20 protein-coding genes and 2 pseudogenes are annotated in these 20360 nt (G+C 57.8%); 9 read left to right on the top strand and 13 right to left on the bottom strand.

All coding sequences use genetic code 11. The features are described 5' to 3' along the window. Nucleotides 1–47: 47 nt before the first annotated feature. The 4 genes from dctP to K3762_RS18475 are packed head-to-tail and all read left to right on the top strand — an operon-like array spanning nt 48 to nt 3802. Nucleotides 48–1085, top strand: a complete 1038-nt coding sequence (dctP, locus tag K3762_RS18490) for a TRAP transporter substrate-binding protein DctP (protein WP_260013245.1) — start codon at nt 48–50, stop codon at nt 1083–1085. Continuing rightward, nucleotides 1085–1576 (top strand): TRAP transporter small permease, encoded by a 492-nt coding sequence (locus K3762_RS18485; RefSeq protein WP_260013243.1) that lies wholly within the window; start codon nt 1085–1087, stop codon nt 1574–1576. Before dctP ends, K3762_RS18485 begins: the two co-directional genes overlap by 1 nt. Next, entirely contained in the window at nt 1573–2871 is a 1299-nt protein-coding gene (locus tag K3762_RS18480) for a TRAP transporter large permease (protein WP_260013241.1), read from the top strand. The genes K3762_RS18485 and K3762_RS18480 overlap by 4 nt, the downstream gene beginning before the upstream one ends. 40 nt (nt 2872–2911) lie before the next feature. Then, the gene (locus K3762_RS18475; protein ID WP_260013239.1) at nt 2912–3802 is read left to right on the top strand and encodes a LysR family transcriptional regulator; all 891 of its coding nucleotides are present in this window, start codon (nt 2912–2914) and stop codon (nt 3800–3802) included. Between the two features lie 304 nt (nt 3803–4106). Here K3762_RS18475 and K3762_RS18470 read toward each other — a convergent pair whose 3' ends face one another. Beyond that, entirely contained in the window at nt 4107–4799 is a 693-nt protein-coding gene (locus K3762_RS18470; RefSeq protein WP_260013237.1) for an IS6 family transposase, read from the bottom strand. Between the two features lie 427 nt (nt 4800–5226). Between K3762_RS18470 and K3762_RS18465 the strand changes: the two are divergent. Further along, a pseudogene (locus K3762_RS18465) lies at nt 5227–5598 on the top strand (transposase); the annotation flags it as partial. A 23-nt stretch (nt 5599–5621) separates the two neighbouring features. Here K3762_RS18465 and K3762_RS18460 read toward each other — a convergent pair. Continuing rightward, a complete protein-coding gene (locus K3762_RS18460) occupies nt 5622–7682 on the bottom strand; it encodes a recombinase family protein (protein WP_260013236.1) in 2061 nt (686 codons plus the stop codon). 748 nt (nt 7683–8430) lie between these two features. On the opposite strand from K3762_RS18460, the gene K3762_RS18455 reads away from it, so the two are divergent. The 3 genes and pseudogenes from K3762_RS18455 (at nt 8431) to K3762_RS18445 (ending at nt 11329) form a co-directional block, all read left to right on the top strand. Next, entirely contained in the window at nt 8431–8943 is a 513-nt protein-coding gene (locus K3762_RS18455) for a GNAT family N-acetyltransferase (RefSeq protein ID WP_260013233.1), read from the top strand. Between the two features lie 247 nt (nt 8944–9190). Beyond that, a pseudogene (locus tag K3762_RS18450) lies at nt 9191–9436 on the top strand (efflux RND transporter permease subunit); the annotation flags it as partial. A 177-nt stretch (nt 9437–9613) separates the two neighbouring features. Then, the gene (locus tag K3762_RS18445) at nt 9614–11329 is read left to right on the top strand and encodes a peptide ABC transporter substrate-binding protein (RefSeq protein ID WP_260013229.1); all 1716 of its coding nucleotides are present in this window, start codon (nt 9614–9616) and stop codon (nt 11327–11329) included. Nucleotides 11330–11485: 156 nt separating this feature from the next. On the opposite strand, the gene K3762_RS18440 is transcribed toward K3762_RS18445, so the two are convergent. The 6 genes from K3762_RS18440 to K3762_RS18415 form a co-directional block, all read right to left on the bottom strand. Then, nucleotides 11486–11794 (bottom strand): hypothetical protein, encoded by a 309-nt coding sequence (locus tag K3762_RS18440; RefSeq protein ID WP_311198998.1) that lies wholly within the window; start codon nt 11792–11794, stop codon nt 11486–11488. Between the two features lie 88 nt (nt 11795–11882). Further along, on the bottom strand, nt 11883–12245 hold the full coding sequence (locus tag K3762_RS18435) for a cytochrome c (protein WP_260013356.1): 363 nt from the start codon (nt 12243–12245) through the stop codon (nt 11883–11885). A 165-nt stretch (nt 12246–12410) separates the two neighbouring features. After that, nucleotides 12411–12590 carry a hypothetical protein gene (locus tag K3762_RS18430; RefSeq protein WP_260013226.1) on the bottom strand — a complete coding sequence of 60 codons (180 nt, stop codon included), beginning with the start codon at nt 12588–12590 and terminating at the stop codon, nt 12411–12413. Continuing rightward, a complete protein-coding gene (locus K3762_RS18425; protein ID WP_260013224.1) occupies nt 12591–13490 on the bottom strand; it encodes an FAD-dependent oxidoreductase in 900 nt (299 codons plus the stop codon). Nucleotides 13491–13666: 176 nt separating this feature from the next. Next, nucleotides 13667–14170 carry a M55 family metallopeptidase gene (locus tag K3762_RS18420; protein WP_260013354.1) on the bottom strand — a complete coding sequence of 168 codons (504 nt, stop codon included), beginning with the start codon at nt 14168–14170 and terminating at the stop codon, nt 13667–13669. A 91-nt stretch (nt 14171–14261) separates the two neighbouring features. Continuing rightward, on the bottom strand, nt 14262–14366 hold the full coding sequence (locus K3762_RS18415) for a M55 family metallopeptidase (RefSeq protein WP_260013221.1): 105 nt from the start codon (nt 14364–14366) through the stop codon (nt 14262–14264). A gap of 370 nt (nt 14367–14736) precedes the next feature. On the opposite strand from K3762_RS18415, the gene K3762_RS18410 reads away from it, so the two are divergent. Beyond that, nucleotides 14737–15726: a tripartite tricarboxylate transporter substrate binding protein gene (locus K3762_RS18410; RefSeq protein WP_260013219.1), complete on the top strand. Its 990-nt coding sequence runs from the start codon at nt 14737–14739 to the stop codon at nt 15724–15726. Nucleotides 15727–15825: 99 nt separating this feature from the next. On the opposite strand, the gene K3762_RS18405 is transcribed toward K3762_RS18410, so the two are convergent. From K3762_RS18405 to K3762_RS18385, 5 genes are read right to left on the bottom strand one after another with little or no spacing between them, the layout of a single operon-like run. Continuing rightward, entirely contained in the window at nt 15826–16626 is an 801-nt protein-coding gene (locus tag K3762_RS18405) for an SDR family NAD(P)-dependent oxidoreductase (RefSeq protein ID WP_260013216.1), read from the bottom strand. A gap of 40 nt (nt 16627–16666) precedes the next feature. Beyond that, on the bottom strand, nt 16667–17593 hold the full coding sequence (locus K3762_RS18400; RefSeq protein WP_260013214.1) for an electron transfer flavoprotein subunit alpha/FixB family protein: 927 nt from the start codon (nt 17591–17593) through the stop codon (nt 16667–16669). Next, nucleotides 17593–18351: an electron transfer flavoprotein subunit beta/FixA family protein gene (locus tag K3762_RS18395; protein WP_260013212.1), complete on the bottom strand. Its 759-nt coding sequence runs from the start codon at nt 18349–18351 to the stop codon at nt 17593–17595. The genes K3762_RS18400 and K3762_RS18395 overlap by 1 nt, the downstream gene beginning before the upstream one ends. Next, on the bottom strand, nt 18348–19904 hold the full coding sequence (locus K3762_RS18390) for a tripartite tricarboxylate transporter permease (protein WP_260013210.1): 1557 nt from the start codon (nt 19902–19904) through the stop codon (nt 18348–18350). Before K3762_RS18390 ends, K3762_RS18395 begins: the two co-directional genes overlap by 4 nt. Further along, a complete protein-coding gene (locus K3762_RS18385) occupies nt 19901–20359 on the bottom strand; it encodes a tripartite tricarboxylate transporter TctB family protein (RefSeq protein WP_260013207.1) in 459 nt (152 codons plus the stop codon). Before K3762_RS18385 ends, K3762_RS18390 begins: the two co-directional genes overlap by 4 nt. Nucleotide 20360: the final 1 nt, after the last annotated feature.

Here is a 20360-nt window from a genome sequence, read left to right as displayed (position 1 = left end):
CACGCTTAATGTAAGACAGCAGCAGCTGTCCAAAAGGGAGAACAAAGATGCGCAATCTCATGATCACCGGCGCTTTAGCTTTGACGGGGGTCACCGCTTCCGCCCCGGCGCAGGCCGCCGAAACCATCTTGTTTAACTGTTTCTTTCCGCCCCGGCATTATGTCTGCACCAAGTTTTTGCCAGAACTGGGCGATCGGATTTCCACGGCCACTGAAGGCCGCGTGAAACTGCGCACGCCGCCCAAATCCTTGGCTGCGCCGCCCGATCAAATGGAAGCAGTGACCAATGGCGTGATGGATGGGGCCGTGCAGTTCAACGGATTCCTCCGAGCGCAGGTGCCAGGGGTGCAGTTTTCGATGTTGCCCTTTGTCGGCCACGCGGATTCCAGCGCCACGAGCGTCGCATTGTGGGAGACTTATCAGAAACACTTCGCCGACCAGGACGAATACGGAGAGGCCGTTCTGCTATCGCTGTTTGCGCTCAACGGTGGCGATATCTTCTCGGTAACGGACGCGCCGATCACCACGGTGCAGGATCTGGCCGAGCGCAAGATCTGGTCGGTGCCGGGGGTGACGGCCAAGGTCGTCGCTGACAGTGGCGCATCAGTGGTATCCGGGCCTGCCGTTCAGATGCTCGAAGTGGTCTCAAAAGGCGTGGTTGACGGCTATCTGGGGATGCCGCAAAGCGAAGTGACCCAATATAAACTGACTGGCTACACCAAATCGGCGACCATCTTTGATGAAAAGATTTTCCAAGCCACCTTCTCCTTCTTTGTCTCGCGCGACAAATGGGAGGCGATCTCCGAGGAGGACCGCGCCGCCATCCAAGCGGCTTTGGGCGGCGATTTTCCACGTTGGATGGGCGCCCGTCAGGACGAGATATTCGCCAAGGCCAATCAGGAAATGCAGGATGAAGGTGTGACCTTCCTTCCCGGCGATGACGCTTTTCTGGCAGACCTGAAATCGCTCGGCCAAGCCGCGATTGACCAGTGGAAATCTGAGGTTTCTGCCTTGGGTATTGATGGGGATGCCGTGCTGGCCGACTATCAACGCGCCCATACGGATGCACAAAAGGTCGGGCAGTAATGCCCGCTCCGCGCGCGGCCGCAGCGGTTCTGCGCCAAGCCTTGGCCTTGGCCGCGGGCGGAGCCATGCTGGTTATGGTAGTTCTCACCTGTGTCGATGTGATCGGGCGCTATGGATTTCACAATTCGGTTTTCGGCGCCTCCGAAATGATTGAGTTGCTGATGGTTGCCGTTGTGTTCGGGGGGCTCGCCTTTGTTACGGCTTCTGATGAACATATCACCGTTACTCTGTTCGATCATTTGCTACACGCGCGGGCGCCGCGGCTGATGCGGTGGCTGCGCTTTTGGTTCGTGCTTGTCATCTATGGGCTGGTTGCCTGGTCATTGTGGCGCATTGCGCTTGGAGCCTGGGCCGACGGGCGCGGGACTATTGTGCTGAGCCTGCCAATGTGGCTGTTTTCAGGGCTGGCAGCTGCACTGACAAGTGCAGGTTGCGTGATCTTTGCGCTAACTGCTTCGCCTTTGTCGCGGGATGGGGAGCAAAGGGCATGATCGCCGCGCTCACCGGTTTCGCCGCAGTATTGCTCTTGTGTTTTATCGGGCTACCGCTGGCGTTTGTAAGCCTTGTCGTCGGCTTTGTGGGTTTCGCTTGGCTGCGCGGTTGGAATTGGTCCGGCGCGCTGGCCACAACGGGCCAACAGGTGATGGAAGCAGCCGCCAATTACGGGCTGTCGGTGATCCCCCTGTTCTTGTTGATGGGGATATTCATTCACCGGTCGCATGTGTCCGAAGACCTGTTTCGCGCCGCCTATGCTGCAGTGGGCGCGCGGCGGGGTGGGTTGGCACAGGCCTCCGTTCTGGCTTGCGCGGGATTTTCAGCGGTTTCGGGGTCGTCACTGGCCACCGCCGCCACGATGACCCGTGTGGCGATGCCGCATATGCGCCGCTATGGCTATGACGACCGGCTGTCCTCTGGGGTGGTCGCCGCCGGGGGCACCTTGGGGATTATGATTCCGCCTTCGGTTCCGCTTATCCTCTATGGGTTGGTGGCCGAGCAAGACATCGGCAAGCTGTTCGTTGCCGGGATGATCCCCGGCCTGTTGCTGATCGCTGTCTATATGGGCGCGGTCTGGCTGACGGTATTGCGCAACCCTGAGATAGGGCCAGCGGGCGATCCGCTGAGCCGGGCGGAAAAACACGCTGCCTATCTGCGTGTCTGGCCGATTTTGCTGTTGTTCGGGATCGTTCTGGGTGGGATATATTTTGGCATATTTACCCCCACCGAAGCGGCTGGGATCGGGGCGGGCGGGGCAGGTTTGTTTGCTCTGCTGCGCGGCGGCATCCGTAGCTTTGCTGATCTGGCCGATATGCTAATCGAAGCGACACGCACCACCGCCATCCTCTTTGCGGTGATCTTTGGCACATTAGTCTTTGCGAATTTCATTAACCTGAGCGGTCTGCCCTATGATCTGCTTGATCTCATCGAAAATCTTGGGCTGGGTCCCATCGGGCTGGTGCTTGCGATCTGTGTAATCTGTGTCCTGCTAGGCATGATTTTTGAGACCATCGGCCTGCTGCTGTTGATCGTGCCAGTCTTCCTCCCGGCCCTCTATGGGATGGAGATCGACCTGATCTGGTTTGGCATTATTATGGTGGTGGTGATCGAACTGGGGCTGATCACACCGCCCATCGGGATGAATGTCTTCACCGTTAAATCCGTGATGCCCAATATCGCGCTTGGGCAGATCTTTCTTGGGGTGATCCCTTTTGTGCTGGCCGATCTGGTTGCGCTGGCGCTGTTGCTGGTCTTTCCGATCATCGCCATGGGGCTGGTCGGGCTGATGTAACGCAGCTTGACCCAGACAAGGGCCTATGCATGGTATCCCCATGCAGATCACACAGCTTGAGGCCGTGGTGGAGATCGCGCGCGCCGGGAGCTTTCGCAAGGCCGCGCAGGTGTTGGGCCGCAGCCAACCGTCACTGTCGCGGTTGGTTCTCCAGATTGAAGAAGAGATCGGCCTTACGGTCTTTGATCGCGCTCCAACCGGGGTGCGGCTGACCGAGGCTGGCCAGCGGCTGCACCGACGCGCGGTGACTGTGCTGGAGGAGGTGCAGCGTCTTATGGACGAGGCAGGCCAGCTACAGAACCTGCAACGTGGCACATTGCGCATCGCGATTTCCCCAGCCGTCGGCTCGGCGTTTCTGCCCAAAGCGCTGCCGTCATTTCGCCGGCGTTGGCCGGGCGTTCAACTCGAAGTTCTCAACGTGCTCTACCCAGAATCGCTGCGTATGCTGCGCGAGGGGCAGGTCGAGATTGTCATTGGCCCGATCCCCGAGGCGCTTAGCGACAACGCCTTGCATATCGCGCCGCTGTCGCAGTTGAGGGTGGTCGTGGTGACCCATCGCCACAATGCCCGCCGCGATGTGACCAGCCTGCAAGAATTGGCAGATGCCAATTGGCTGGTGCATGGGCCTGCGGATGGGCCAAGCTCGTTGTTCGGCCCGCCGCTGCCGGCGTTGGCTGGGCAAAGCGTTACCCGCTGTCATGCGCTGACAACATTGTTGACTGTGATGACCAAAAGCGATGGGTTTTCATTTCTCTCCGACAAGCTGCTGGAACAACTCGGCGCGCGTTATGATCTGCGCGAGGTGCCGGTGCGCGAGCCGCTGCCCACCTTCACTCTGGCGATCATTACGCGCCGCCAGACAGCCGTGACCCCCGCTGCGGAGACGCTGATCCGACAACTCAAAGCGCAGGCGCAAAAGCCGCCTGTATAGAGACAGCGTGCCCTTAAAACGTTGACTGACAGGCGATCAGAAGGCCGAAAGCCGGGGGATATCGTTAATAACGTCCTTGGGGGTAAGCCCAAAACTCAACCCGCGTCCGATCTGATGGGCCAGCGCCGACCAACTTTGCGCTTGGCCCAACGGCAATTCCTCGTTCAACACCCTGTCAAACAGAGCCAGCCAAACGGGGAAATGCTATGGCGTGCCGCCTCAAGATCTCAGCCAAAAGAAAATTGCGAAAACGGTGTTGCCAACTTAACTTGCCACCCGCGAATAGATGGCCGGTCTTTAAGCGTCAGATGCTCGCAGCCTCCTTCCAGGCGTCGAAGGCCTCTATTCTGTGATAGCGTGTTTCGATTGCGGAACGGCGGCGGGCAGATATCGAGAAGCGGTTTCTGGTGGCAGAATGACATGCTACAAACCGTTGCAACCCGCACGGAGAGCGAAACCCTCGCACGCACCGCTCTCGTTTTCGAAACGGCAAATGGCTGTTCTCGGCCCGATTGTTAAGGCCTTTGTGGGAGCGATGTTCAAGGCCGGACGCGATCTCGCGTCTTGCCGCACCGTAGGAGCGCAGTTTATCCGTGACGATCCGTTTGGGCAGGCCAAACCGCTTGATCAGCCCTTTCAAAAGACGCTTTGCGGCACGCTTGTCGCGCTTTGATTGCAGGATTTTCTCCAGAATGATCCCCTCTTGGTCAACCGCGCGCCAGAGCCAGAATTTCCGCCCCGAGATCGTCACCGCAACTTCGCCGAGATGCCAGACGTCCCCCGGAGGCGCCTGCCGCCGGCGCAAGTTTCGGGCGATCTGCGGGGCGAATTTCGCAACCCAAAGCCGGATCGTTTCGTAGGAAACATCAATGCCACGTTTCGGGAGTATTTCCTCGACTTCGCGCAGCGAGAGGTTGAACCGGACGTACAGCCAAACCGCGTGCGCAATGATCCCAGGTGGAAAACGGTGGCGCTTGTAGCTGACGATCATGCTCATGCGCCGCAACTACGCAAAATTTCCAACGCTTCCAACAGGTCCGAGTTAATGTGACAATGCCCTCTGAAGAGACGAACAAGCCACAAGAAAGCCGTCGTTGCCTTGGCCAGAAAGCTTGCCGTCATCATGCATGCGATCTGGAAAGACGGAACCGAATTTGAGGCACAGGAAGCCTAGATAAAAAAACCGCCAGCCACGCTAAACGCGCTCGCTCTAAGTTGCCGTACCGACCACAGCGGCAGGCAATCGACTAAGCCTGTGAGATCTACATGCGAGCTCTACGCATCGCGAATATTACCATAGGGATGTCGACGCCTTGGATGCCAAGATGAAGCGCCAATCGGGATGACTTCGAAAAGAACCTTGCAGGTGGCCGGCACACGCGACAATACCAACGAGCGCAGAGGATCAATTAAAGAACTTACATCCCGTGCGACGTGGCTTATTATATCTGGTGGCTATCATGGACTGGGCGACGCGCAAGGTGCTGGCGTGGCGGCTATCGAACACGTTGGATGCCAGCTTCTGTGTCGAAGCCTTGAAAGAGGCCATCGCCGAATATGGTAAACCTGAGATTATGAATACGGATCAGGGGCCGCAGTTCACGGGTGCAGCCTGGATCAGCACTTTGACTGAGGCTGACGTCAAAATATCGATGGATGGTCGCGGCAGGTATCTCGATAACATCTTCATCGAAAGGTTGTGGCGGTCCTTGAAACAGGAGGCTGTTTATCTGCACGAATTGCAAGACGGTTTCCAAGCCAAACGGGTGATCAAAGATTGGACCAGCTTCTACAACTTTGCTTCATTACGCCCATCTTTCTATGTTGTGGAAGGGAATAGGTTTTGTTGATCTTGATGTGGTACCGTGGGGTGTTTTGAGCTTTGCCGCGCCCGTTTGTTTAGCTTTTGTGCTTCCGGTTTTAATAGTTCTTTTCGCTCGAAGACCCACGGTCCGTCAGCGAGCGGGTGTTCAGCTTCGATTTCACCTGCTTCAGCTGCCAACCGCAATGTTTTTGGTGCCACCCCGAGAAGCTTGGCTGCGCTGGAGAGGTTGAGCCAGGGGTTGTGATCATCGGGTTCGGGTTTGAATACGGGAATCTTTTGGTATGAACGTAATGCTGTCACCCGTTCCTTGGTCCAGCGATTGCCGTTTCCGGTGGCGAGACCGTTCCGGTTTAGGAACCCGGCGATGACATCATCGCTGACAATCTGGGCAAGCAGGCGAACAGCTTCGACGATATCAGGTGATGTTGCGTTGCGCTGTCCGCGCCGACGCTTTGGCAAGCGGGTTTCTGTATGGGCTCCTCCGGCCCAATGAACCAGCAGAACGATCTCGGATGTTTCGTTATCAAGATCTGCCACTACTTCAAGGATCACCGTGCGAACGATCCGCTTCTTGAGTTTTGCATCCGTGCCCGGTGCGCACCAGATGTGTTCAAGGTTGGCCCCGAGGGCTGCCAGATCTTCCACCGGTAGCGTTGTCTCGTTCGGGCTGACCGCATCGTGGTGCGCGAGCTTCTGCTCGACCTCTCGAACTCGCTGAAGCGCCTGATTCCAACGGGATTCCAGTTCGGCAGTCACCAAACGGTTTTCGGGGTCCGACGCACCATACTGTCGGAATCCTCGGTCGGCCGCGTATTGAGCAGCCTCAAAATCACGACAGAGTGCATCGCGAACCCGATCCCGTTGCCGCACGGCTTGCCGGGCGGCAGCCTCTGCCGCGTTGATGGCGCCGGGGCTGACCACCTGCAGGAGCGATTGTTCAATGGCATCATCGACCCGCAATCCGCCAAAAGCGATACAGCGCGCCTCGCCGTTGTCCAAAAGGCCACGCCAGCAGGAGTAACGCGGGATATCATGCTTTTTGCCGGTGTAGCGAACCGTCAGCTTACGCCCACAGCGTCGACAGCGCAGAAGCCCCGCCAGAAGGGCCGAACCATGCTTGGCTGCGCCGTGATGTCGGCTCTGAGGGACGTTATCACTGACCATCTTGCGGATTGCCTCTGCTCGTTCCCAACTTACGTAGCCTTCATGTGCGCCCGGCTTCAATGCCAGCCATTCATCACGATTCTTCCTGCGAGTAATCGACGCCCCGAACCCCACCGATGTCCGGGTCTTGCCGTAGGCATAGGCTCCGCCATAGGCCGGATTGACGATCATACGATGGATGGTAGCGTAGGTTGGCCGCTTCCAAACAACGTAACCCTGCTTGCGAAGGGTGGGCAGTTCAAGGTCATGTTCAAGGAACCACATGAGGGCCTGCCGCGCGCTTCCCAACTCGACGACCTTATCGAAGACCAGACTTATGGCATCTTGCACGCGGCGATCCGGATCTTTCTCGAGCCGGTCGGCGACCTTCACGAAGCCGACGGGAGCGGCGACGATAAGTTCGCCGCGCCGTGCCTTCTCGTGGCGTGCCGCGAGGGATCGTTGCCTGAGGAGATCGAGTTCGTACTCGTTCAGGCTCCCTTTCAAGCCCAGCAGTAGGCGGTCGTTGCCATCGCGCGGCGCATATACTGCCTCTTGATCGATCAATACCGTATCAACGACCCGGCACATTTCTACGAGTTGCTGCCAGTCTCTACTGTTGCGTGCAAAGCGGGATACCTCGCGTGCGGCCACCGCGCCGACCTTTCCCAGACAAATGTCTGCAATCATCCGGTCAAAGCCTGCCCGCGTTACCCCGCCGGCGGCAGACCGACCAAGGTCGTCATCCACGATCTCGATCCTGCTCCAACCCAAATCCGACAGCCGCTCCCGCATTGCATATTGCAGTGTGCTGCTTTCTCGGTTGTGCAGGACCTGATGGGCCGATGACTGGCGGACGTAGAGGATTGCCTTGCGTTCCAAGTGCTGCGTACCGATTTTGTCATGCTTCATGGTTGCTCTCCCTGTCCGCCGTGCCCGCATGTTCCATCATCAGGCGTGTCATCAATCGCGTTAGCGCTTGCCGCGTCTCGTCGGGCAGGCTCTGCCAAGGCGGGATCAGGGTCGCTGTTCTGGATCGGGTCCCAGGAAATAGTTCGAGTTGCGTCGTCATCATTTTGCGCGGCATTGGCCGACCTCCGAATCGTGGGCTCAGAGTCCAATGCTGCGCCAGTACGTGATGAGGAGTCGGATTTATTGAGCGAGGTACAGCCAGCATCGCGGATTAGCTCTGCAAGGGCCGTCAGCGCATACAGGCCCACATTTGCCGTATCGGCCTCGTGACAGGCAGCACAAGCGACCCGATCAAACATCCATACGGGGACTTCCAGAAATCGGTCCGACCGGCCGCCAGTAAGATTGCACCGATACACTGCATCACCAGGCTTATCGATCTCGTGATGGATATAGACCGACTGCCCAAACCAAGGATGCCATCGATAAAGAACCTCTCGGCACTCGATAACGTGGGTGTTCTGGCGTGCAATTGTACAAAATCGAGCGGCCCCAGACCGCTCTCGACAAACGATCACCTGACGACGCATTCTCCACAACAGAACGGACGCAGAAGGCCGCATGAAACCAACCACATTACATCTTAGCTGAGCCGTAAACCTGTCCTAAAAAGCAGGACCACTTCATCGGACTTTCCGCGATAAGCAAAATACATACCTTTTGAAACACACGTATGGGGAAGACCGCTGTGCAGAAAATCAAGACAACCAATCCAAATTTCAAACTGCAACATGCTTCTCCGGATGACGCGGATCTTGTAGTGGAGTACATGAAGAAACTCGGCGCCTATCAAAAGATGGCGGACAAGATCACGGCAACCGGGCCGCTAATTAAGCGGCTTCTGGATGAAAAACTGGGCGAGGCGCTGTTTGGTTACTACAAAGGAGAGGTTGTAGGTTTCGTTTACTTTTTCCAGAAGTCATCTGCATTTACGGGACAGGCAGGCCTCTATATTGATGGGTTTTTCTTGGATACGGAAGTTCGTCATCAGGGTCTTGGGAAGGTCATCATGGAATATCTTTGCTCGCTTGCCTTGCAGCGAAACTGCCGGATGATGGAATGGGGCGTTCTGGACTGGAATACACCTACCATTGAATTCTACAGGAGCCTTGGCGCCTATAGTGTAGATGAGATGACAATTTTCAGATTTACTCCAGACGATCTCAAATCAAATGCTCTCGCGTTTCAGAGGCAACCATAGCGGCTGTAATAGATGTAATTAAGCTGAAGGGGCCGTTCGGCGAAAGGCGTGTTGAGTTGGGTGTGAGGCGATCGTAATAGGTGCGGCTATGCGAAAACTGATAAACCTCTTATAACCGGGATTGATGCTGTAACCGCTCGGACACACTATTTCTGAGGCCTGTCTGAAGTCATCACTCATGGGTTCAAATAGGCGTATTTGATAAGAGAGTGTTCCTGGCTCATCGTGACCACTGAGCATTGATTGTGCCGCCAAGGTCGCGGCGCGGCAACGTCTGCGCCCGATTTTGATGACCACTTTTGCTTTCATGCTCGGGGTGCTGCCTTTGACCATCGCGTCGGGGGCGGGGGCCGGGACGCAGAACTCAATTGGTATCGGCGTGCTCGGCGGCATGGCCTCTTCCGCGGTGGTCGGGATCTTCTTGGTGCCGGTGTTCTATGTGGTGGTTCTGAAAATCCGGCAGATGCTAACGCGTAAGAAAGCAGATGTTTGATTAAGAGACGAAAGCGCGCCACCATAGAGTGAAGCGACGCTGCGGCGATATGTCCAAAGCGCCGCGCTCTCATTCTGGTCCGTTTCGCCCGCGCAGCCATTGCATTCCAATTTTAATATGTTTGACTAGTTAAGCAAATATTTGCGTCAGACATTCTATCAGGATCGGAAGCACATCATGCGATTATCAGCCCATTTACTCGGAGCCACCTCCCTGACCTTGCTGTCAACGATGGCCATCGCGCAGGATGGCGAGCGTGGTCGCGATGAGCAACTTAATATCATCTACTGGCAGGCGCCCTCGATCCTTAACCCCTATCTTTCGGGCGGTGTGAAAGAGCGTGATGCCTCCAGCATGGTGTTGGAGCCTTTGGCCAACGCCGATGAGAAAGGCGAGCTGGTCCCGAAACTGGCGGTCGAAATTCCCACGGTCGAAAACGGTGGCATGACTGAAAACCTCAAGACCATCACTTGGAAACTGAAGGAGGGGGTGACTTGGTCCGACGGCACGCCGCTCACAGCCGAGGATGTGAAGTTTACGGCAGATTACTGCATGAACCCCGAAGGCGGTTGCGCACAACTATCAAAGTTCAATGACGTGAAAGAAGTCGAAGTCATTGATGACCGCACCGTGACGATCCATTTCGACGAGCCGAAACCATACCCTTATCTGCCTTTCGTGGGCGCGGCCTCGCCCATCCTTCAGGCGGCCCAGTTCGCAGAATGCACCGGTGCGCGGGCCCCCGGCTGCACGAAGGAGAACTTTAACCCGATTGGCAGCGGCCCCTTTGTAGTGACGGACTTCCGCCCCAACGATTCTATCCAGCTTGTGGCGAACGACAATTACCGCGATCCGAGCAAACCTGCCTTTGCCAAGCTCAACTTCAAAGGCGGTGGGGATTCCGTCTCAGCCGCGCGGGCGGTGATGGAGACGGGCGAGTTTGACTACGCTTGGGATCTGCTGATGGCGCCCGACGTGCTGGCGAAGATCGCCGAAGGCGGTACCGGAAAGCCGATTTTTGAGTTCGGACCGTTGGTGGAGCGGATTGAGATCAATATGACGAACCCCTCCCCGGACCTGCCGCCGGAAACCCGCGCGACGGTTGAAGAGCCGCATCCTTTCCTGACAGACCTGCGCGTTCGGCAAGCCATGAGCATGGCAATCGACCGCGACTTGCTCAACGAAATCGGCTACGGTCAGGCAGGTCGGCCAACCTGCAATCTGGTCCCCGCGCCGCCAATCTATAGCTCTGACAATACCGAATGCATGACACAAGATTTGGAGGGGGCGAAAGCGCTTTTGGGAGAAGCGGGCTGGCGGGATGAAGACGGTGACGGCGTGCGCGAGAAGGACGGGATGCACCTGTCGATCCTGTTTCAGACCTCGACCAATGCCGTGCGGCAAGACTTTCAAGCGCTAATCAAGGACTGGTGGAACCAGATCGGTATCGAGGTTGAGTTGCGCAACATCGACGCGTCGGTCTTTTTTGGCGGCGATCCCGGCAGCCCCGACACATTCCCCAAGTTCTATGCCGATGTTGAGATGTATGCGAATCTCTATGACGGCACCGACCCGCAAGCCTATCTTGCGCAGCGCCGTTGCGGGAATGAGCCTAAGCCTTCGACCCAGTGGCAGGGCGAGAACATCAACCGCTTTTGCGACGAGGAATACGACTCGCTGCTGGATGAGCTTTCTCGTACCAGCAAGATCGAAGACCGGGCGCGTCTGGTCAAACGTTTGAACGACATCATCACGACTGAAAGCAAATCCATGTTGCCGCTGATCAACCGCGCAGCAGTGGCGGCACAGGGCAACACGCTTGGTGGCGTAAAGCTGAACGCTTGGGACAGTGACCTGTGGAACGTTGCCGATTGGTATCGCACCGAAGGCTAAACGAAAAAAGCAGTGGCTCCTTCGAGCCACCGCTTCGAGATTCAGGTGATTGCCTGCTGCGCGGGCTTGTGAGCCGGAGCGGACCGCCACAACTTCGATTTCAACCAGCCAAGCCGGGTTCGCCAATCCCGCGGGGTTAGCAATTCGGGCTGCTCCTCAGTGCCAAAATATTGGGTATAGCCTTCCATAAAAACCTTCAAAGTCCATCCCCTCGCTGCCGTCGGGAGTGACGAGATAGGCCTGCATTTTGATGACATCCCCCATATCGAGGTCAATCCCGGCAAGTTTCTTCTCAATCGAAGCCAGAACCCTGACAGTTTGGGTTGCCGTATCTCCGAAATATTCGGGCGAGCCTTTCTCTGCCGTTTCATCAGCGACCACAGGCAAGGTGCCGCTGAGATAAACCAAAGTGGCATCCGCTGGCACCTCTACCGCTTGCAAGATCGGGAAGTCGGAATCCCGCAATCCATGGCGGATAACTTCTGAGCTTTGAGCGAATGCTGCGGTGGCCGTCAGTACGCTGGCCGCGGCGAGGGGGCGATAAATTTGCGGATCATTCGTGTTCCTCCGTATTCTGGTCTACTGGTTCGGCGGGACGGGCATCGGCCACGGCATCAAGCGTGCCATCTGCCTCATAGTCATTGCCAAGGTTGGTTTTCAGATATTCGGTAATGGCGAGCACCTGCTTATCATCAAGGAAATGGCCGAAGCTGGGCATGGCTGCCTGACCGTTGATGATGATGTAGGTCGCGTAATCGGCGAATTCGAGGTTCGGGTTCCCGCTGAGCGCAGGGTATTTCCCGGCCCCAACTGCGCCTGACCCATCGGCAATATGACAGCCAGAGCAGAGCGACTGATACAATTCCTCGCCATCCTCGCTGACATATTCCTCAACCCATTCACCCCCATCTGAAATGGCGGTGATCTCGCGCTTTTCGGCCCGTGCTTCGACCTCTGATGACGTCTCGGCCGTTTCCGTTATTGCGCAGTGCGCGTGTCTACTTCACCATCTGGGGCATAGAGCGGCAACGTGCCGAGCATACCTACGATCGCGGCTGTGATAAAAGTCTGTCGCATGGCTTCACCCGTTGATTACTTTGTCATGGAGACGCGAAATCGCATCGAGGGAGGAGGGGATCGCCCCTTCTTGCCTGGCTGGTAGATAGGAAAGATGCTCGCCCGCACACACCACGCGATTGTCGATCTTGATCGCTTCGTCGTAATCGTCGCAATTTTCCCAGACGCCAGAGCAGCCCAGCACCTACGGCACCTTGTGCCAGACAACACTCACGACGGTTTTGAACTCATCGCGGTATTGCGGGTGGATCCTGGCACCTTGGCGCAGGGCCCATTCCAGCCGCTCATCAGGCTGCATCGCGTTGAACTTGTAGGAGTTCTCTCCGCGCCATGTGTAACCGCCCAGAAGCGTTCCTGGGCCGTCTGAGAAATAGCCGGTGGAGGGGTAGCTGATTTGCCCGATGGCTAGATCAGTATAGCTGATCCCGCCATAGATATCCTCGTCTTCCTCCCAGAAGAGGCGCTTAAATTCGAGACCCCATTTGGTCGATCCATTGTAGTACATGGAACTGATCGCATTCGCTAAACCGCCCGAAAGATTATGGTCAATCTGACCGAGGATGGAGAAGGGGATGGTGCAAACGCAGTAGTCCGCCTTACTGGTCTTTTGACCGCCGCCGGCGCTGTCTTCCCATGGCACCGTCACGCCATTCTCGTCTTGCTGAAGTGAGACGACCTTGGCGTTATAGGTGATAAGATCTCCCACCTCACGCTCAAACCCTTTGGCGATGCCGTCCATCCCGCCGACGGGCTGGAACATGGGGGCGTGGTGGTCGACGGTCTCATGCGTGGCAAGATATTCCCACAGGCGTGACTGCAAGACTTCCTGCGGGTTAAGCAGGTCAGACGCCTCTGGTGCCGCGCCGACACCGCCGCCGGGCTGTTTGGCATAGCCACGGTAGTAGCTGTTCTCCAGGCTCTTGACGTATTCATCCTTCTCATTCAGGACCCCGAAGGAATACAGGCTTTCCAACAGGACCTCGCGGTCATCTGCGGTGACCAGCTCATCCAGTTTGCCTGGGTTCACAACCTTGGCCAGCAGTTCCGAAATATGGCCGCGGTAATCGGTCTTGATGTCCTCCAAACGCTGTGGCTTGCCGCCATAGGCGTCCGACTTGTGAACGGGACGGCAGTGAAATGGGTTCCAAGAAATTCCTGCGCTGAGCCATGCGCGCGGGGAGGACCTGCGACGAAGACTACAATAGGCACGAGCACGGTGCCATGATGTCGACCGGAAATGCCGGGACTACCCCGATCTCTTTATAATGCCGAAGCCATAAGAGTGAGCGCGGAAAGCATGCCGATGGCCTCGGCATGGTCCGCGGGAGTGAATTGAATGTGGTTTGCCGAGAGCCGCTTGACCTGTGGAAGCAGCGCGGCTGCATCGGCAAAAATTTGGCGCATCATTCGAATCTCTACCGTCAGTGGTGGTGTGCAAGGACTTGAAACCTCCGTGTTCCCGGCCGCTTGCACAGCCTGTTTAACGGCGTCTTGAATGCGGTGATGAGAGGTTTTGCTAGCGCCTGCGCCGAGCGACGTCTTAGTTATAATCTGACGTGCATGGGGAAATTGATGGGCGACCTCCTTGCACAAGTGGTCGTCGCCGCTGGCGGCAAGCAAGAGGACCCCAATCTCGGTGGCGTAGCCGGCAAAGAGGGTCGGCTCGCCCACGATCTCACCGTTCATCTTGATTTCGGCAAAGGCCAAACCGGAGATCGTATGGGCGAGCACGCCATACTCTCCTGCCGCGCCGTGATATCCAATAAGAACGACGCCGCTTTAGTCTTCTGTGAGGCCTTGGATCGTGGAAATCGGACGCGGTTTTTCGGATACAAGCTCGGCCCGTGGGTCAAGTTCATCGGCGATCATTGCGCATCGGCCCGTGCGAGTCGGCCACAGTGACCGCTGTCGCACCGCCATCAAAAGCACCAGAGATTGCTGCATTGGCCTCTCGTGTCATGAGGGGACGAGCGGCTTCATATTCAATGTTTCCGCGCTGGCCTGCAGCGGTTCACTAATTCCTGCGATAACTTCGAAGTCGACTGAAATTAAGATCTTCATGCTTATTCTCCTGTAGGCGGATTGTCGGCGTCAAGAAAGTTAATGCACGAACCCGCATTGGAGGATCTGCTTATTAATAATGCGCAACAATGTTGTTGAGGTACTTGATCCGGACCATCTCTATCGGGATTGGACAGCCCAAGGATTTCATCGGCTTGCCAGTTTGCCTTTCGCAGGCAAGTCAAGGAACTTGGCACAAGAGCTCCCGCGTCGGTTGCGGAACAGTCCTGCGTTCCAGAAGGTATATCATCTCGCCGTTTTAGATCACAATGATGCTCTGTTATGAATGGGAGGAAACCATGCAGATTTTTCGTCGCGTCCTGTTGGGCGCCATTCTTATGTCAACCCTACTCGGCACTTCCGTGATCGCTAAGGAAAGCGATCCGATCACACTCGTGTTGCCCTATTCGGCGGGGGGGCCGACTGATGGCCTGACCCGTTATCTGGCCGATGGTCTGTCCAAAATTACTGACCGCACTTTCTTGGTGGAGAACAAGCCGGGTGCCAACGGCATCATCGCCGCGCAGTTCGTGGCGCGAACCCGTGCGCCACAGAACACCCTTCTAGTCGGCGGAACGGGCCCAATTTCGCTAAACACCATGCTGCGCAAGAACCTGCCGTTCAGCCTCGAAGACTTCCAGCCGGTATCGCTGGTCGCCAGCGGCCCGATGGCTGTGACCGTGCCGGTCTCCTCCGGTCTTGAAACGCTGGAAGATTTCGTTGCCCAGGGCAAGTCTAAGCCGCTGCGGTTCGGCACCTTCGGCCCCGGCAGCCTCAGCCAGCTCTATGGCGCGCTGCTCAGCAATGTCTTCGACCTGGACTTGATCGAGGTAAGCTACAAAACCACCGCGGAAGAGGTGAAGGACATTCTGGGCGGCCAGGTCGATTTTACCGTATCCTCGCCCTTCGGCGTGATCGGCCAGATTCAGGCTGGCGAAATGAAGATGCTGGGCGTTGCCCTTCCCGAGCGGATGGAGCAGCTGCCTGAGGTTCCGACTTTCGCAGAACTGGGGTACCCAGAGCTGACCGCGTCCTTTTGGACCGGCATCTTCGCTCCCACTGCGATGGATGTCACGCTGGTCGCTGAGATCAACAGCGCCCTAGCCGAGATCATCTCAAAGCCGGAAACACAAGAAATGCTGAGTAAGATCGGCCAGTTCGCCATCGGTGGTGAAATCGAGGTCCTGAGCGAGCAGCTGCACATCGATCGGGAAAAATGGGGCGGCGTAATCGAAGAGCGGGGTATCGTGCTTGAATAATCCCTTTGTCGCTCCGGCTAGCCTGGAGCGACAAACGCCAGGTCAGAGGTAAAGAAAAGGGGTCGCACGCGACCCCTTTTCTTTACTTAGTGGGGAAACTCAACCCTTCTGATAAGAGCGCGGTATATGCCCCATCAGGGTCTGGGAGAAGCCGCCATCGACGATCAGCTCGGCCCCGTTGACATAGGAGGCGCGCTGGCTGGCCAGATAGACCACTGCCTCGGCCAGTTCTTGGCCTTTTCCGATCCGTCGCATCGGCACGACTTCTTCGCGGTGTCGAAGATCTTGGGGGTCTTCGTAGAACCGTTCCGTCAGTGGGGTGCGGAACAGCCCCGGGCTGACGCTGTTGCTGCGGATACCCTCGGGGCCCCATTCCACAGCCAACTGCTGATTCAACATCAGAATTGCAGCCTTGCCCATAGCGTAGCCGCCAGAATTGGGCTGGGCATTCCGGCCCGCAATCGAGGCAATGTTGATGATGGCGCCAGGCTCTGCGCTGTCTCGCGCCAACCGGAAAGCCTGCGCGCAGCGTAGATAGCCGCCGACATTGACGTTCATCTGTGTCTGCCAAACCTCCAGGTCAAGATCGGACAGTGGGGCAGGGCCTGACAAAGCCGCGTTGTTCACGAGCACGGCCGGGGCGCCTAAAAGAGTCTGGCAATTGGCAAATGCCTCTACCACGGAAGCGCAATCGCCGACATTCACAGGGGCAAAAGCTACGTCATCGTCGAAACGGGCCAGGGTTTGGGGTACGCCCGGCGCAGGACCCTCGCCGGGCAGGTCCAGCATCAGGACGCGTGCGCCCACCTCGAGGAAAGCTTCGGTGATTGCGAGACCAAGGCCACCGCGGGCGCCGGTTACAATGCAGGTGCGGCCCGAAAGGCCAAGCCAGTTGGTCATGTCCGAACTCCGATTTGGCCGGGATGCGTTGTCATCGAGATCAAAGTTTCCCCGTCAGTTCCGGGACAATGTTGAATAGGTCTCCAACCAAGCCGTAATCGGCAATTTTGAAGATCGGAGCTTCTTCGTCCTTGTTGATGGCGACGATGATCTTGCTGTCCTTCATGCCGGCGAGATGCTGGATCGCGCCCGAGATGCCCACGGCGACATAAAGATCAGGTGCCACGACCTTGCCGGTCTGGCCGACCTGCCAGTCGTTGGGGGCATAGCCCGAGTCGACGGCGGCGCGGGATGCACCGACGGCGGCGCCCAGCTTGTCGGCCAGCTTCTCGATCAGGGCGAAGTCGGCTTCCGAACCGACGCCGCGCCCTCCCGACACGACCACGCCTGCGCTAGTCAGTTCGGGGCGGTTAGATGCGGCCACCTTGTCTTCAATCCATTCGGACAGGCCAGGATTGTCGCGGGTCGCCACAACCTCGACCAAGGCTGAACCACCCGTGCCAGCCATATCAAAGGTCGAAGTGCGGATCGTCATCACCCTGACGCTGTCCGTGGACTTGACAGTCTGGATAGCGTTGCCTGCATAAATCGGACGCTCGAAGGTATCTGCGTCAACCACGCCGACCACGTCGGACAGGATCATCACATCCAGGAGGGCCGCCACGCGCGGCATGATGTTTTTCGCATCCGTCGTCGAGGGGGCCAGGATGTGGGAATAGCCCGATGCCATGCTGGCGATCAGCGCGGCTACGGGTTCGGCCAGACGATGACCGTAAAGCGCGTCTTCAACGACCAGCACCTTGGAGACGCCGTCGATCTTGGCCGCCTCATCAGCTGCTCCCTTGGCCGAGGCGCCGATGCAGAGCACGGTCACATCGCCCAGTTGCTTAGCCGCGGTCACCGCCTTGCCAGTGGCGTCCAGCGCCAGCGTGCCGCTGGTTACTTCACCAATCAGAAGAACAGCCATTATACAGCCCTCACTTCCTTGAGTTTCGTCACAAGCTCTTCGACCGAGCCCACCTTGATGCCTGCCGCGCGCGCTGCCGGTTCCGTGGTCTTGATCACCGTCAGGCGCGGGGTGAGATCGACGCCGTATTCGGCGGCGGTCTTTTCATCGAGCTGCTTTTTCTTGGCCTGCATGATGTTTGGCAACGACGCATAGCGCGGTTCGTTCAGGCGCAGGTCGGTGGTCACGATTGTGGGCAGTTTCACCTTGATTGTCTGTAGACCGCCGTCCACTTCGCGTGTGACCAGGGCGTGATCGCCCTGAATGTCCAGATGCGACGCGAACGCCGCCTGAGACCAGCCCAGCAGGGCCGACAACATCTGGCCGGTGGCGTTCATGTCGTTGTCGATAGCCTGTTTGCCAGCGATCACGAGACCGGGGTTTTCCTCGGCGATAAGGGCTTTCAGGATTTTGGCCACCGCCAGCGGTTCGATGTCGTCGTGAACTTCATCGGTGGCCACGACCAGAATGGCGCGGTCGGCCCCCATCGCGAGGGCTGTGCGCAGGGTTTCCTGCGCCTGCTTGACGCCGATTGACACGGCGACCACCTCGGTGGCCACGCCGGCTTCCTTTAGCCGGATCGCCTCTTCAACGGCGATCTCGTCGAACGGGTTCATCGACATCTTCACATTCGCAAGGTCGACGCCACTCCCATCCGACTTCACGCGCACCTTCACGTTGTAGTCGATCACCCGTTTGATTGGGACAAGGATCTTCATTTTACGTTTCCTTCATAGGTGGATGGGGAAATGTTTGCCACGCCGCCGCGGTTGGTCGTACGGAGCAGTTTTGCAAGGCTCTTCACCCCGAAGATCAGCAGGAACGCCAGCGTGAACAAGCCAAAGACGGCCGAGATCGGGCGCTCGAGGAAGGTCGTATAGTCGCCCATAGACACCACCATCGAGCGGCGGAAGTTCTCTTCGATCATCGGGCCCAGGACGAATCCGAGCAGCAGGGTCGAGCCGTCGAAGCGCAGCAGGCGCAGGCCGATGCCGAGCCCGCCGAAGAGCACCAGCATGTAGATGTCGGTGACTGAATTGCGGATCGAGTAGATACCGACCGAGAGGAGGGCCAGCATGATCGGGAACAGCACCGGGTAGGGCACCCGCAGCAGGCGCACCCACAGGCCGACTAGGGGGATGTTCAGCACCACCAGAAGAATGTTGCCGATCACGAAAGAGGCCACCATGCCCCAGAACAGCTGAGGTTGATCCGTAATCAGCAGCGGCCCGGGGATGACACCGTGCACGATTAGCACGCCCAGGATCATCGCCATGACGGCATCACCGGGGATGCCCAGGCTCATGGTCGGGATGAAAGCGGTCTGGATAGCGGCGTTATTTGCCGATTCGGGCGCTGCGACCCCTTCGATGGCGCCTTTGCCGAAGCGTTCGGGATGACGGCTGACGCGTTTTTCCAGCGTGTAGGACATGAAGGTGGCGATGGTGCCGCCAGTCCCGGGCAGGGCGCCGAAGAAGGCGCCTATGCCGGTGCCACGCAGCATGGGCAGGATGCTGCGTTTCCATTCTTCACGGCTGGGCAGCATTGAACGCAGCGAGACGTGCTGCGCGGCCATCTTGGTGTCCGGCCCTCCGCCCGAGGTGGCGATGATCTCGGGCAGGCCGAACAGACCCAGGGCAAGGGCCACGAGCGGCAGGCCGTCGAAAAGCTCGGGCGTGTTGAAGGTGAAACGGGCAGCGCCACTGTTGAGGTCGAGCCCGACGATGCCGAGCAGGATGCCGAAGACAACGGTGATGAGCGACTTGATCGGCTGTCTGCTGGAAAGCAGGGAGGCCGCGACTAGGGCGAAGGTCATCAGCATAAAGTATTCCTGGGGGCCGAACTGCATGGCGACACCGGCCAGCGGAACGGTCAGTACCGCCAGCATGACCGCGCCGATCATGCTGCCGACAAAGGACGCGATGGCCGTCATGAACAGCGCTACCCCGGCCTTTCCGTTCTGCGACATCGGGTAGCCATCGAAGCCGGTGACGACACTGGTCACCGTGCCCGGCATGTTTAGCAGGATCGACGCGGTCGAGCCGCCATAAGCGGCACCATAGTAGATCCCTGCCAGCATGATGACGGCGTAGCTGGGGTCGATATGGTAGGTGATCGGCATCAGCATGGCCAGGGTGGCCATGCTGCCCAGGCCGGGCAGAACGCCGACGACGGTGCCAAGCAGTACGCCGAAACCGCAGTAGAGGATGCCGTGAAAGGACAGCGCGACAGCAAAGCCGAGGGTCAGGTTCTCGAGAAGGGAGCCGGTCATAGCACGATCACTTTCATCGAAAGTCCGAGGATGTAGACGAACAGCAAGGCGCAGAAGAGCGAGGTTGCCGCCGAGAGCACCAACGCCCGTACCAGGTTGCGGTCCTGCGATGCGAAGGTCGACAGGAAGACCATCGTGAAGATTGCCGGGATCAGGCCCAGTCGTTCGATTAGAAGCGCGAAGGCGATCAGCGCGGCGCAGATCATCGCCATCGACCAGACCGAAGCGCCTGTGGCCGGGAAGGAGGTCGGTCCGATCTTCAGCGCTGCGACCAGCAGCGCGGCCCCCAGAAGTAGCATGGCGATGGCCATCATGCGAGGGAAGTAGCCCGGGCCCATATTCGAAAGTGCCCCCATGTCATACGAGGAGCTTTCCGCGAGCGCGAAGACTCCGATCAACAGTGTCAAAATTGCAGCGACCACATCGGGCAGTCGTTCTCTTATCCGTAGGTACATT

Origin of the sequence: Sulfitobacter sp. W074 (genome assembly GCF_025142275.1) — a bacterium.
In the GTDB taxonomy this organism is placed as follows: Bacteria; Pseudomonadota; Alphaproteobacteria; order Rhodobacterales; family Rhodobacteraceae; genus Sulfitobacter; species Sulfitobacter profundi.
The sequence above is the reverse complement of the archived record's forward strand: the minus strand, read 5'-3'. Positions and strand labels throughout refer to the sequence as shown.

What these genes read in the sequence shown, in the direction of transcription:
- K3762_RS18405 (WP_260013216.1), bottom strand. Translation starts at nt 16,626, where the DNA reads ATGACCAACTGGCTTGGCCTTTCGGGCCGCACCTGCATTGTAACCGGC.
- K3762_RS18415 (WP_260013221.1), bottom strand. Translation starts at nt 14,366, where the DNA reads ATGACACGAGAGGCCAATGCAGCAATCTCTGGTGCTTTTGATGGCGGT.
- dctP (WP_260013245.1), top strand. Translation starts at nt 48, where the DNA reads ATGCGCAATCTCATGATCACCGGCGCTTTAGCTTTGACGGGGGTCACC.
- K3762_RS18390 (WP_260013210.1), bottom strand. Translation starts at nt 19,904, where the DNA reads ATGACCGGCTCCCTTCTCGAGAACCTGACCCTCGGCTTTGCTGTCGCG.
- K3762_RS18400 (WP_260013214.1), bottom strand. Translation starts at nt 17,593, where the DNA reads ATGGCTGTTCTTCTGATTGGTGAAGTAACCAGCGGCACGCTGGCGCTG.
- K3762_RS18385 (WP_260013207.1), bottom strand. Translation starts at nt 20,359, where the DNA reads ATGTACCTACGGATAAGAGAACGACTGCCCGATGTGGTCGCTGCAATT.
- K3762_RS18475 (WP_260013239.1), top strand. Translation starts at nt 2,912, where the DNA reads ATGCAGATCACACAGCTTGAGGCCGTGGTGGAGATCGCGCGCGCCGGG.
- K3762_RS18460 (WP_260013236.1), bottom strand. Translation starts at nt 7,682, where the DNA reads ATGAAGCATGACAAAATCGGTACGCAGCACTTGGAACGCAAGGCAATC.
- K3762_RS18480 (WP_260013241.1), top strand. Translation starts at nt 1,573, where the DNA reads ATGATCGCCGCGCTCACCGGTTTCGCCGCAGTATTGCTCTTGTGTTTT.
- K3762_RS18445 (WP_260013229.1), top strand. Translation starts at nt 9,614, where the DNA reads ATGCGATTATCAGCCCATTTACTCGGAGCCACCTCCCTGACCTTGCTG.
- K3762_RS18485 (WP_260013243.1), top strand. Translation starts at nt 1,085, where the DNA reads ATGCCCGCTCCGCGCGCGGCCGCAGCGGTTCTGCGCCAAGCCTTGGCC.
- K3762_RS18470 (WP_260013237.1), bottom strand. Translation starts at nt 4,799, where the DNA reads ATGAGCATGATCGTCAGCTACAAGCGCCACCGTTTTCCACCTGGGATC.
- K3762_RS18410 (WP_260013219.1), top strand. Translation starts at nt 14,737, where the DNA reads ATGATGCTCTGTTATGAATGGGAGGAAACCATGCAGATTTTTCGTCGC.
- K3762_RS18395 (WP_260013212.1), bottom strand. Translation starts at nt 18,351, where the DNA reads ATGAAGATCCTTGTCCCAATCAAACGGGTGATCGACTACAACGTGAAG.